The sequence below is a fragment of the Acinetobacter sp. V89_4 genome, assembly GCF_029967875.1.
Taxonomy (GTDB): domain Bacteria; phylum Pseudomonadota; class Gammaproteobacteria; order Pseudomonadales; family Moraxellaceae; genus Acinetobacter; species Acinetobacter oleivorans.
The window spans coordinates 204,810-217,779 of the sequence record NZ_JASCAI010000001.1 but is presented as its reverse complement, the minus strand read 5'-3'; the positions used below and the strand labels follow the sequence as shown (position 1 = coordinate 217,779).

The 12,970-nt window shown below is 38.1% G+C and carries 13 protein-coding genes; 6 read left to right on the top strand and 7 right to left on the bottom strand.

Annotated features, from left to right (window positions below):
• The first annotated feature begins 43 nt into the window (after positions 1 to 43).
• Positions 44 to 1,381: a CitMHS family transporter gene (locus QLG01_RS01075; RefSeq protein ID WP_250374640.1), complete on the top strand. Its 1,338-nt coding sequence runs from the start codon at positions 44 to 46 to the stop codon at positions 1,379 to 1,381.
• A gap of 41 nt (positions 1,382 to 1,422) precedes the next feature.
• Here QLG01_RS01075 and QLG01_RS01070 read toward each other — a convergent pair whose 3' ends face one another.
• Positions 1,423 to 1,935: a hypothetical protein gene (locus QLG01_RS01070; RefSeq protein WP_107881122.1), complete on the bottom strand. Its 513-nt coding sequence runs from the start codon at positions 1,933 to 1,935 to the stop codon at positions 1,423 to 1,425.
• Positions 1,936 to 2,158: 223 nt separating this feature from the next.
• Here QLG01_RS01070 and QLG01_RS01065 point away from each other — a divergent pair, with 223 nt between their 5' ends.
• On the top strand, positions 2,159 to 2,707 hold the full coding sequence (locus QLG01_RS01065) for a DUF2239 family protein (protein WP_282495638.1): 549 nt from the start codon (positions 2,159 to 2,161) through the stop codon (positions 2,705 to 2,707).
• A gap of 52 nt (positions 2,708 to 2,759) precedes the next feature.
• Here QLG01_RS01065 and cysN read toward each other — a convergent pair whose 3' ends face one another.
• The 5 genes from cysN to lysS form a co-directional block, all read right to left on the bottom strand.
• Positions 2,760 to 4,373 (bottom strand): sulfate adenylyltransferase subunit CysN, encoded by a 1,614-nt coding sequence (cysN, locus tag QLG01_RS01060; protein WP_282495637.1) that lies wholly within the window; start codon positions 4,371 to 4,373, stop codon positions 2,760 to 2,762.
• 30 nt (positions 4,374 to 4,403) lie between these two features.
• Positions 4,404 to 5,312, bottom strand: coding sequence for a sulfate adenylyltransferase subunit CysD (cysD, locus tag QLG01_RS01055; protein ID WP_000140408.1), 909 nt, complete (start codon positions 5,310 to 5,312; stop codon positions 4,404 to 4,406).
• Positions 5,305 to 5,436 (bottom strand): hypothetical protein, encoded by a 132-nt coding sequence (locus QLG01_RS01050; protein ID WP_002117520.1) that lies wholly within the window; start codon positions 5,434 to 5,436, stop codon positions 5,305 to 5,307. Before QLG01_RS01050 ends, cysD begins: the two co-directional genes overlap by 8 nt.
• Positions 5,437 to 5,690: 254 nt before the next feature.
• Positions 5,691 to 7,136, bottom strand: coding sequence for a capsule assembly Wzi family protein (locus tag QLG01_RS01045; RefSeq protein WP_107881119.1), 1,446 nt, complete (start codon positions 7,134 to 7,136; stop codon positions 5,691 to 5,693).
• Positions 7,137 to 7,321: 185 nt separating this feature from the next.
• On the bottom strand, positions 7,322 to 8,851 hold the full coding sequence (lysS, locus tag QLG01_RS01040; protein ID WP_004793971.1) for a lysine--tRNA ligase: 1,530 nt from the start codon (positions 8,849 to 8,851) through the stop codon (positions 7,322 to 7,324).
• 258 nt (positions 8,852 to 9,109) lie between these two features.
• Between lysS and QLG01_RS01035 the strand changes: the two genes are divergently transcribed.
• On the top strand, positions 9,110 to 9,598 hold the full coding sequence (locus QLG01_RS01035) for a YqiA/YcfP family alpha/beta fold hydrolase (protein ID WP_004793973.1): 489 nt from the start codon (positions 9,110 to 9,112) through the stop codon (positions 9,596 to 9,598).
• Positions 9,599 to 9,650: 52 nt separating this feature from the next.
• On the opposite strand, the gene QLG01_RS01030 is transcribed toward QLG01_RS01035, so the two are convergent.
• On the bottom strand, positions 9,651 to 10,091 hold the full coding sequence (locus QLG01_RS01030; RefSeq protein WP_282495636.1) for an SRPBCC domain-containing protein: 441 nt from the start codon (positions 10,089 to 10,091) through the stop codon (positions 9,651 to 9,653).
• Between the two features lie 435 nt (positions 10,092 to 10,526).
• Here QLG01_RS01030 and rubA point away from each other — a divergent pair, with 435 nt between their 5' ends.
• The 3 genes from rubA to estB all read left to right on the top strand — a co-directional run bounded on the left by rubA (position 10,527) and on the right by estB (position 12,964).
• Positions 10,527 to 10,691: a rubredoxin RubA gene (gene rubA, locus QLG01_RS01025; protein ID WP_000760495.1), complete on the top strand. Its 165-nt coding sequence runs from the start codon at positions 10,527 to 10,529 to the stop codon at positions 10,689 to 10,691.
• Positions 10,692 to 10,785: 94 nt separating this feature from the next.
• Positions 10,786 to 11,967, top strand: a complete 1,182-nt coding sequence (rubB, locus tag QLG01_RS01020) for a rubredoxin reductase RubB (protein WP_282495635.1) — start codon at positions 10,786 to 10,788, stop codon at positions 11,965 to 11,967.
• Between the two features lie 52 nt (positions 11,968 to 12,019).
• Positions 12,020 to 12,964 carry an esterase EstB gene (estB, locus tag QLG01_RS01015; protein ID WP_005303349.1) on the top strand — a complete coding sequence of 315 codons (945 nt, stop codon included), beginning with the start codon at positions 12,020 to 12,022 and terminating at the stop codon, positions 12,962 to 12,964.
• Positions 12,965 to 12,970: the final 6 nt, after the last annotated feature.

The following is a 12,970-nucleotide window of genomic DNA, read 5'->3' as shown; positions in this document are numbered from 1 at the left end:
GAATAAACTTGTTCAGTAAAACTATAGGCAAAGGATTGATTGTATGCTGACATTACTTGGTGTTGGCATGATTTTGTGCTTCATGTACTTAATCATGTCCAAACGTTTAAGCCCTATTATTGCTTTAATTCTCATCCCATTTATTTTTTCTCTTGTTGCCTGGGGCCTAGGTCACTACTTTGAAAGTTTAAGTCACATTGAACTCAAAGGTCTCAGTGAGATGATGCTGGATGGCATCAAAAAATTAGCGCCAACTGGCGTAATGCTTTTATTCGCAATTTTATATTTTGCCTTAATGATCGATGCAGGTCTTTTCGATCCACCGGTTAAATGGATTTTAAAAAAGGTTAAAGGTGATCCTCTAAAAATCACACTAGGAACTGTGTTCTTAACCACAATGGTTTCTTTAGATGGTGATGGTTCTACAACCTATATGATTTGTGTAGCTGCAATGCTGCCACTTTATCAACGCTTAGGAATGAATACCCTCATCATGACTGCACTTATGCTGTTATGTAGTGGTGTAATGAACCTAACACCATGGGGTGGCCCTACAGCTCGTGCTGCAAGCGCCCTGCAAGTTGACCCAAGCCACATTTTCGTACCAATGATTATCCCTATGATCATTAGTATTGGTTGGTTATTCTTCTTGGCATACTTATATGGTCGTTACGAGCAAAAACGTTTAGGCGTTATTGAACTTGAAACTCACCATGGTGACAACATTACTGTATCGAAAGATCCTGAAGCGACTCGCCCACATTTACGCAAAGTAAACATGGTGCTCACAATCCTTCTTATGGTTGCTTTGATCAAAGGCATTTTGCCTATGTCTGTGTTGTTCATGATAGCATTCTGTATCGCAATGCTTATTAACTACCCAGATGTTGATATGCAGAAAAAACGTATTGCAATGCATGCAGACAGTGTCTTAGCTGTTGTGGGCTTAATTTTCGCAGCAGGTATTTTCACAGGTATTTTATCTGGCACAGGTATGGTTGAGGCGATGTCTAAAGAATTCGTCGCAATGATTCCTCCAAGCATGGGTCCATACCTTGCACCGATCACAGCTTTAGTGAGTATGCCTTTGACATTCTTTATGTCAAATGATGCATTCTTCTATGGCGTTTTACCTATTCTTGCTGAAGCTGCTTCACATTATGGTATTAGTGCAGAAGCGATTGCTCGCGCTTCGATTGTAGGTCAACCTGTACACTTGCTATCACCTCTTGTTCCATCAACCTATTTGTTATGTGGTCTTGCTAAAGTTGATTTTGCTGACCATCAAAAGTTCACTTTAAAGTGGGCATTCATAACTTGTATGGTATTAATGGGTACTGCTTTAGTGATTGGTGTTTTCCCACTCTTTAGCACACTTTAATTATTGTTTCACAATAAAAAAGCCCCAATCGGGGCTTTTTTTTATTTCTGTACATATTCAATTAAGTGATCTAACACAATTTGAAAATGCAATGTAATGTCTTCTTCTAAAATTTTATAAGCATTATCAAACTGAACCATTGGCCAACCTTCTTTCCAAAATGGAAAAATATTGTGTAGACCTTCAGTCACGATCGCGTCTTCACGACTAATCGCTTGAGCAACTTGAGCTAAAACCTGAGCGGTTTCTGCACCATCAATAGCTAAATAATCAAGACCACGTGCTTTAAAAATACGGATACGGTCTTTTTTATAACGAATCTTTTTCGCCTGACCTGAATTCAAGCCTAATGCCAGCGTAGCAGCTTCTACAAACTTTTCTTCAAAGTTTGCATTCAATGCAACTAAAGCCTGTTTATGTGCTTCTTGACGCCCAGCTTTCCCCCCATTACGGATAATCTCATTTGCTTCCGTATCCAGCTTATCTTTTTTCATAGACTGTAAAATGTCTAAAATTTCGATATCGCTTAAAGATTCAGGAGATTGCTCAATCATGGGAGTCCTAATACACAAAAATAAAAAAAACATTGTCTCATAAAAGCGATATCAAAGCAGAATAAAATTTTAAATAGCCTATTATCTTGACTATTTTTATAGTTCTAACTTCAGAGACTACATTCATAAAATCAAATAATTCTTTGGTTATAAAATTAATTATTTGCCAAAATAATTTTACCCTGATAATATTATTTTACCCAGATAAAAATATACGGCTAAAATGAATACTAAAATCACCTATACTGCTTTCACTGGAAGCACGCTTATTGCAAGTGACTCCTTAGTTGAGCTTGCAAAAAAACTTAAAGGTCTTCCGAAAACAACGGAAAATATTCTGATTTTTAATGATCAAACAGGTCAACAAATTGATCTTGATCTTTCTGGTTCGGAACAAGAATTTCAACAACGTTATGCTGAACCCGAAGAAATTAAAAAAGTTGGACGACCTAAACTCGGAGTAATTTCGCGTGAAATCACTTTACAGAAAAAACATTGGGATTGGTTAGATCAACAAAGTGGGAGTGCATCAGCAATAATTCGTAAGTTAATTGATAAAGAGTTAAATAATCCAAATTCTGAAAGCAATATTATGCTCGCTAAACAAGCCATTGACCGTTTTATGTCTGCCATGTTGGGTAATATGCCAAATTATGAGGAAGCAACACGCGCCTTATATCAAGGCGATCGAGATATATTTTTAAAGATGATTCAGAGCTATCCTAAAGATTTGAGAGAATATTTAACTTTAAAAACTCAAAATATTTTCTGAACCCAATAAAAAAACCCGCTTACGCGGGTTTTTTCAAAATCAATTCAATCTATTAAAGACGGACTAATTCCACAACTTTTTCAGCTGCCTCTTCAACAGTTTCAGCAGTAACTTCTGTATCTGTGCCATCCACAGCCGTAGTGATAACCACAACACCTGTCTCACGCAATAAAGTAATTTGCTCAGCAGTTAAGTTGGCTTTTGCAATCGCAACTACACCTTGTTGAATCAATAAGCTTTCTAAAACTTGAGCTTTCTCGATTAACTGTGCAGAAATCCCAATCACCGCAGGTTTTTGACCTAAACGTGCAGCACGATCTTCAGCAGTAACAGGATTGCTATGTGCAGTCCACTCTACCGCAGACTCAACCATACCCGCACCAACCGTTACATTGCTTAAACGATCAATGAAAATAAATGAACCTGTGTATCGTGAATCTTGATATTGATCAAATACGACTGGTGCATCAAACTCAACCACAACGTCTGCAATTGCATTTAACTCAAGCTCTTCAACTTGAGTATGCTCAAGCGTATTTACATTTACACGGTAGTGAATATTAGTTACTTTGGCAGGAACAGTCTGTGTACCAATTTTAACGTTGTACAACTTGCCTTTCACCAGTGGATGTTCATTCATCCATACTACTGAAGCACGAACACTACGAGAAATTAATGGTTGTTCGCCTGCACGTACTAATACGTTACCGCGGCTAATATCAATTTCATCATTCAATGTTAATGTAACTGCTTGACCCGCAACAGCTTGGTCCAGATTTCCATCGAATGTTACGATTTCTTTAACTGTTGAGCGCTTACCTGATGGTAATGCAACAATTTCATCACCAACATTGATTTCACCTAAAGCGACAGTACCAGCGAAACCACGGAAATCGAGGTTTGGACGGTTCACATATTGAACAGGGAAACGGAATTCGTGTTTGTTTGATTCACGACTAATTTCCACAGATTCAAGAATGCTCATCAAGGTTTGACCCTTGTACCAAGCTGTATGCTCAGAAACATTTACTACGTTATCGCCATTTAAAGCAGAAATCGGTACAAACTGAATATTGGCTGGACGACGGTCACCTAACTGACTTACGAAAGCATCATATTCAATCTGAATCTCAGTGAAGCGTTCAGGAGAGTACTCAACCAAGTCCATTTTATTGATAGCAACAACGATATTTTTAATACCAAGTAAACTAGCAATAAACGTATGGCGACGAGTTTGAGTTTGTACACCATAACGCGCATCAATCAAGATAATTGCAAGATCAGCAGTTGACGCACCAGTTGCCATGTTACGCGTATATTGCTCATGTCCTGGGGTATCAGCAATAATAAACTTACGCTTTTCAGTTGAGAAATAGCGGTAAGCCACATCAATGGTAATACCTTGCTCACGCTCAGCTTGTAAGCCATCTACAAGTAATGCCAAGTCTGGTGCATCACCTGTAGTTCCTACTTTTTTACTATCGCGCGTTACAGCTTGCAATTGATCTTCGTAAATCAATTTTGAATCGTAGAGTAGACGTCCAATAAGTGTACTTTTACCATCATCTACGTTACCGCAAGTCAAAAAACGCAGAAGGTCTTTTTGTTCATGTTGCTTTAAATAGGCCAAGATATCTTGACTGATTAATTCTGATTGATGAGACATTGCTCAAACTCCACAAATTTAGAAATTGTCTTAGAAATAGCCTTCTTGCTTTTTCTTTTCCATTGAGCCCGCTTCATCATGGTCGATCATACGACCTTGGCGCTCAGAACTCGTGGCTAAAAGCATCTCTTGGATAATTTCAGGTAACGTATCTGCTTCAGACTCAACTGCACCAGTTAATGGATAACAGCCAAGCGTACGGAAACGTACAGACTTCATCTGTGGAACTTCACCTTCTTTTAAACGCATACGTTCATCATCAACCATGATTAATGTACCGCTACGCTCTACTACTGGACGAACAGCAGAGAAATAAAGAGGAACGATTTGAATATTTTCTAAATAGATATATTGCCAGATATCCAACTCAGTCCAGTTAGATAAAGGGAATACACGAATACTTTCACCTTTGTTCACTTTACCATTGTAAAGATTCCAAAGTTCAGGACGCTGGTTTTTAGGATCCCAACGGTGTTTACTATCACGGAATGAGTAAACACGTTCTTTCGCGCGTGATTTTTCTTCATCACGGCGTGCACCACCAAAAGCAGCGTCAAATTGATATTTATCCAAAGCCTGTTTTAAAGCTTGGGTTTTCATAATATCTGTATATTTTGAACTACCATGATCGAATGGATTAATTCCAGCTTCACGACCTTCTTTGTTCTGATGAACGATTAAATCAAAGCCATGCGTTTTTGCCATGTTATCGCGAAAAGCGATCATGTCTTTAAACTTCCAACCTGTATCTACATGTAATAATGGGAATGGAAGTTTAGCTGGATAAAATGCTTTTAACGCAAGATGAAGCATTACCGCAGAGTCTTTACCAATTGAGTAAAGCATGACTGGATTTTCAAATTCAGCAGCAACTTCACGGATAATATGAATGCTTTCAGCTTCAAGTTGCTTGAGATGTGTGAGTCTTGATTCAGTCATGAACACGTCCTTCTCTATCCATTTTGCCCATAAAATCTAGAAGTAGTATTAAACCACCACCTAGAAGACCATGTGGAGGAACGAGTGCCATAACAACTCCAATTTTTCGTGATAGATAATCCAACCACAAGCCTTTATATGGCTTATAGCATTAGTTATGCATTATAGTGATTTAAAACCGATTCCTTTTGCTTGTTTTTTCATATTGATATTCGATTTCATCATATACATGTAATATGCTGATTCACTTGCGTAACTTTGCAATCGTAGCTTGTGTAGCCAACTTAAGCAAATCATGTTCTAGTCTTTATATTTCTCTAAAAACCATAAAAAAAGAGAAGCTTTGATCGCTTCTCTTTTCTAAAACATGATCTATTCTTAGAAACCGAACATTTTACGTTCTAATGGAATTTCAATTCCAATAGATGCACCTGCGTCATTACCTTCTAGATCAGAATCACTTACCCAACCATTAATTTTTAATGGAAGATCAGGTTTGATGTAATGCGTCCAAGTTAAATCAAGGGCTTTGATTTCATCGTCTTTAGGGAATGCTTTATTGATTGCCAAGTTAGATTGATTAACTTTAACCACCATTGCACGACCACTTAAACGGTTCATGACATCAAAGCGGATATCACCACCCACTGAGTACATTTGTCCATCACCACCCATCGCGTGGCCTAATGGGTAACCATGTTGGTAATAACCATCTTTATAAGTTGAATGGGCATAAGAGATACCTCTTACATCACCATTAGTACGTGTATCTGCCCATTCTGCATAAAGTTGATAAGGCAAATTATTGTAACTAGATGAATAGTCGACACCTGCTAAGTACATTTTCTTAGAAGGTAAACCACCCGCTTCATCTTCACCTACATATTGTCCATATATGCTAACTGGAACTTGGAATAGCGGTTGTAATAATAAGCGGCCATCGAAGCCAGCAATTTGGTTTGATGGATCTGGTTCACCAGTTCCACCATTATCTTTATTGCCGACAAATGCATCCCATAAAGAACTAAAACTTTCAGGACGTCCATCACCGCCCCATTGAATAGCACGCGATGCACCCAACTCAATATATGGCAATGGTTGTGCAGTTACACGCAATCCAATTAACTTTGCGTCTGGGACTGATTTATAGTCATCTAATTGACCAGCAAAAGCTTGGTATTGCCAAGGTCCAATCCAAGATAACCATTTTGTATCAAAAGCATTTTGCACAGCACGTTGTGCTGTTACACCATAAACTGGGCGGCTAGCATCACCACGAATTAAGCTACCATCATGGCCAGGACCCCACCATGTTGGAATTTGACCCGCTACAACCCACTGATTCCAAAGTTTACCAGCAACATATGAGCCTTCAACATTCACATCTTGCCCATTATCAATTTGTGGATCTTTTTCTGCATTTACTCGGATTTTTGCATCCCAGTTTTCACCACCAGCATTAAACTCTAAAGAACCTTGATATTGAGCTTTTTGGTTATCACCAAATGCTTGCGGAATATTTTTGCTATCGGTCTCAGCAAAAGCGCCCACTTTAACCGTATCGTTATCTGCTTTTAATGCATCAAGAACTGAATTAATAACTTTTTGTTGAGCTGGATGCGTCACTTGCGCTTGAGAGAGAGCTCTCTGGATTTCATCACCACTTAACGGCCAAGTTGAGGTGCTAATCTTGATAACACCTTGTTGATTCAACCAATTTAAGTCTGTACGTAAGTCCTCATTATTTAGCACTAAACCTTGTGCAAAAATAGCGGATGAAGCAGTTGCCAATATTGCAATCGAAAGTGTTTTTCTTAGAAACATGCCAGCCAATTCTCAAAGTTATTTATGAGCAACACCTTAAATTTTTTATCACAACTTTGCAATTGTTAAACTGTGCAATTACATTTTTTAACGCTATTTTAAGATTAGTGTAGATAGGTAAGTTTTTGAGATATAAAAGTAATAAAAAAGGCAGTATAAATACTGCCTTTTTTGCCTTTAGAAGATTAACCTTCTTTACGGCGCATATGAGGGAATAAAATTACATCACGAATACTTGGAGCATCGGCAAAAAGCATCACCAAACGGTCAATACCGATACCCTCCCCTGCTGTAGGAGGTAAACCATATTCAAGTGCTTCAACGAATTCTGCATCGTAATGCATTGCTTCATCATCACCCGCATCTTTTTCAGCAACCTGAGCTTGGAAACGTTCAGCTTGATCAATTGGATCATTTAACTCGCTGAAACCATTTGCCAATTCACGGCCGCCAATGAAAAACTCAAAACGATCAGTAATATGTGCATTGTCATCATTACGACGAGCGAGCGGAGAAGTTTCAGCTGGATATTCAGTAATAAATGTAGGCTGACGAAGTTTAGTCTCAACAGTTTCTTCAAATACAATCGTTTGAAGCTTACCTAAACCAAAACCAGGCTTAACTTGTTCTTTTAATTCTTCACGAATAAATTGAGCAAGGAACTCACGGTCACCAACATTTTCAGGAGTAAATTGTGGGTTATTCTCTAAAATCGCATCGAACATAGAGATTTTCTTGAATGGCCCTTTGAAACTAAACACTTCACCTTGGTAAGGCACATCAGTTGTACCTAAAATATCCAAAGCCAATTTTTCAAGCATGTTTTCAGTTAATTGCATCAAGTCTTTATAATCAGCGTAAGCTTGATAAAACTCGATCATCGTAAATTCAGGGTTGTGACGCGTTGACACCCCTTCATTACGGAAGTTACGGTTAATTTCAAACACACGTTCAAAACCACCAACAACCAAACGTTTTAAATAAAGCTCAGGTGCAATACGCAAGAATAAAGGCATATCCAAAGCATTGTGATGTGTTTCAAACGGACGCGCAGACGCACCACCCGGAATCACATGCATCATTGGCGTTTCAACTTCCATGAAACGTTCATTGTTTAAGAATGCTCGAATACCTGCAACAACTTTGGCACGGATTTCAAAAGTTTTACGTGTTTCTTCATTCACAATTAAGTCAAGGTAACGTTTACGGTACTTAACTTCTGTGTCATTTAAGCCATGGAATTTATCTGGTAACGGACGAAGAGATTTTGTAAGAAGTTCAAAACCTTCAAGGTGAACATATAAGTCACCTTTTCCTGAACGTCCGATATAACCTTCGGCAGCAATAATGTCACCAAGGTCTAAACCTTTAATGGTCTCAAGAATATCTTTTGGTAAACCTTTACGATCAACATATAGCTGAATACGACCTGTCATATCTTGAATAACCATGAAAGAACCACGGTTTAACATGACACGGCCAGCCACTTTTACATAGACATGCTCAGCGCTTTCAATTTGTTCTTTCGACTGATCTTTAAATTGTTCTTGTAGATCAGCTGCGTAGTGTTCACGCTTAAACGTATTCGGCCAAGGACTCTTTCCAGTTTCCTTCGCAACATCTTGGATTTGCTTTAATTTGGCATGACGCTGTGCAATTAAATCGTTTTCGGAAATAGTTGGTTCAGAAGTCGATTGAGCGTTTTGTTGCGTCATCTCTGCCTCGATTAAGTAAAAATTAAGTGCTATATCCTAACAGATTGCGGAAGTTTTTCGAATGATTTCAATCAAACAAAAATGAAAAAAGACAATTTTATAGAACAAAACACCACTTTTTAAAGGCAAAGTGACTTAGACCAATCGCTAAGATCATTTTTTAAAGCATTTAGTAAAATATAAAAAAATCCAAATAACCTCGATATTCAAAAGGCCCGATTTGCCTTTTATTTTATCAATGAGATTGTGTCGTAAATAATGAAAATTCTATTTTTACATGGCTTGGATTCTTCCCGGGAATCGACAAAGTTCCATGCCATTTTACATCCTGAAAAATTTTGTATTGACGTCGATTATCGTAACTTAAGTTATGCATCTGTTGAGTACTTTTACCATCAGGCTATTCAGACGATCAAACCAGATTTATTGGTGGGTCATAGCATTGGAGGCTATTGGGCTCTAAAAACTGCTGCTCAACATAAACTAGCAGTGATTGTGGCAAATCCAAGTCTTACCCCTAATTTTCGGGCAGACTACCCTCAGCTTTCTGAAGATGAACTCATGCTCTCTAATCCTAAAATGGCCTATTTAGAATTAGGAGATGAGCAACTTGATATGTATCAGGTTCAAGAAAAACTTGCACCCTATATGAATATTGAAACGTTTGAAGGTGGACATCATCGCTTGGCCTATCCTTCTCGAATTAATGATCTGATTATAAAAATTTATAAAAAATATTTGGCCTAGATTTATATCGTTTGATTATAAAAAACTGGTTTATATGTGATTTAAAGAAGCTTTATTTCGCTTCCGCTATTTTTTTAACCACATCAAAACCTTGAACGAAGCCACTTTTCAACATGCCCATATATTCAGGCAAGGTGGCCAATTCAACTTTTAAAGTGGTTATATTATCTTTTTGGTTTAGAAAATATTTTTCTTGAGAACCACTCCAACCTTTAACTTCTTCACTTTCTAAATCTTCTTTACCCTCCTTAATCATTCCTAAATGTTTAAAAATCAATATTTCCGGTTTTTGCATTTGTTCAATGGTAGAAACCATCCCATTTCCTTCACCATCAAGAAAATAAGTTTTTCCACCTACTTGCCAGTCAGTACGCATTGAGGAATCTGGTGCAAAAAATTTCGTCCAAGCGTTATATGTTTCGCTATTCCAAAGTATGTCCCACACTTTTTCTCTAGGAGCATCAATTTCCACTTCATATACTAAATTTTCCATATTTCACTTCCCTGATTTATACCGTCTTAATGACAGTAAATTTTAATTTTCGGTTTTAATAATGACATTCTGTAGCATCGTAGTTTGTTGTTATTTAGCTTTCATATGAGATGAATTTTTTAAATGATTTGGCACTCTTTATTTCATGATATTTTCATAAATAAAATTAACTGTAAGAATGCATTAATTATTATTAGTTTATGGCGAAGTTTTGCCTAAATAACCACTTATTTGTCCTAACCTGCCATTCATCTTTGCTTACGAATGATTAAACTCCGTTATTTACTTTACTTTGAATGTAGAACTGCGTAAAAATTTGATATCCGATCAAAGGCACATTGGTTATTATTGACCGGATCGTAGTTACATTATTAATAGATGGAATAGTTTTACTGAAAGGCAGCTTTGAGCAAACTTATCAGTGCGGAGAGTCTCATGAAAAAATATCAATGTATCGTTTGTGGATGGATTTATGACGAAGCGGAAGGTTGGCCACAAGACGGCATTGCAGCTGGAACAAAATGGGAAGATATTCCTGATGACTGGACTTGCCCTGATTGCGGCGTTTCAAAAGCTGACTTCGAAATGATCGAAATCTAAGAGCGTAAAGTAAAAGGCCATGATAGACATGGTCTTTTTTACGAATATTACCAATCACCGTATTAAATAAATAATTCTAACTCTGGAGAAAAAAATGCATCCTATCGTCATTATCGGATCAGGCATGGCGGGTTATACCTTGGCACGTGAGTTCCGTAAGCTTAGCCCAGAGCAAGAACTTGTGATGATTTGTGCGGATGATGCAGTGAACTATGCAAAGCCAACATTATCAAATGCATTTGCAGGTAAAAAAGCACCAGAACAAATTCCTTTAGGTGATGCTGCTAAAATGGGTACTCAACTCAATATGCGTATTGAGCCTTTTACTTTTGTAAAAGAGATTTTAGCTGAACACCATGAACTTGTTCTAGAAAAAGATGGTGTAACGTCGAATCAACCCTATTCAAAACTGATTTTAGCTATAGGTGCTAACCCAATTCGCCTTGCAATTGCAGGTGATGGTAGCGATGACATTCATGTTGTGAACTCATTGATTGATTACCGCGCTTTCCGTGAAAATCTAGCTCAGCGTAAAGATAAACGTGTTGTTATTTTAGGTGCTGGTTTAATTGGTTGTGAATTTGCCAACGACTTACTGCATAGTGAATATGACATCACTGTGATTGATTTGGCTCCTCAACCATTAGGCCGTTTACTTCCAGGGCATATTGCTTCTGCTTTCCAACAAAATCTTGAGGAAGCTGGAGTAAAATTTGCACTTGGAACCACGGTTGAAAAAGTAAGCAAAATTAATAATGGCGAAGACTATGCGATAACACTTGCAAACGGACAAACATTGGTTGCGGACCTTGTTCTTTCTGCGATTGGTTTACAGCCAAATATTTCACTTGCTAAAAGTGCAGATATTCAAACAAGCCGTGGAATTATTACCAATGGCTTACTAGAAACAAATCAAGCAGACATCTACGCAATTGGGGATTGTGCAGAAGTAAACGGTACTTTACTGCCATATGTAATGCCGATTATGCAACAGGCTCGTGCTCTCGCAAAAACACTCAGTGGGCAACAAACTGCTGTGCACTACCCTGCTATGCCAGTTGCAGTAAAAACACCAGCAGCTCCACTTACAGTTTTGCCAGCTCCAGTTGATGTAGAAGTGAACTGGGAAACAGAAGAGTTCGACGATGGTATGCTTGCCAAAGCAATTGACAATGAAGGAACATTGCGTGGTTTTGTATTGTTAGGTGCAACCGCAGGTAAACAACGCTTAACTTTAACAAAGCTTGTTCCAGATCTTATTCCAGCCCAAGCATAAGGTTTGTATCAGGAATACTCGTTAGAGAGTATTCCTTTAAGGAATGAATAACATGAATAGCGCCTTACAGTTTAACATTTCACCGTATACATCTTTCATGCAAGAAACCAAAGTCAACTTAGGCAATGGAATTGAGTTGCATGTAGAAGTCGGTGGAAAGCCAGAGCATCCAACCATTTTGCTGATTATGGGTCTTGGCGCCCAAATGCTTTTTTGGCCAGATTTTTTCTGTAAATCGCTGATTGATCAAGGATTTCGTGTTATTCGTTTTGATAACCGTGATATTGGCCTTTCTTCAAAAGTACGTCACGAAGGTAAACGCTTAAATACTGTCAAATTGATGGGCCGCTTTGCACTTGGACTCGCTAATCAGGGTGCACCTTATACGCTGCATGATATGGCAGATGATGTATCGATGCTGATTGATCGTTTAGGCGTGAACAAAGCGCATGTAATTGGTGCATCAATGGGTGGGATGATTGCTCAAATTCTTGCAGCAAAATATCCAGAAAAGGTTGAGAAGTTAGGGCTTATGTTTACAAGCAATAACCAGCCTTTTTTACCACCTCCTTTTCCGAAACAACTTTTGAGTTTAATTGGTAAACCCGAAACACGTGACGAAGAAGGTATTGTTAATCATAGTTTAAAACTATTTCAATTGATTGGTTCACCTGGTTATATCAACCAGATTGAAGCAATACAAACAGCGCGTAAGCTTTATCAACGTAGCTACTATCCTGCTGGTGTACTTCAACAGTTTTTAGCAATATTATGTACAGGCTCTTTACTACAACTCGACCGTGAAATTAAGCAACCCGCTTTAGTCCTACATGGCTCTCGCGATCGCTTACTTCCGCCTAGCCACGGTAAGGCTGTAGCAAAAGCAATTTCCGGTGCTAAGTTTGAATTAATTGATGGAATGGGGCATGATATCCCTGCACATTTTATTCCACAGCTTAGCGGTTTATTTGCGCATCATTTTAAATCATCAGACTAGGACACT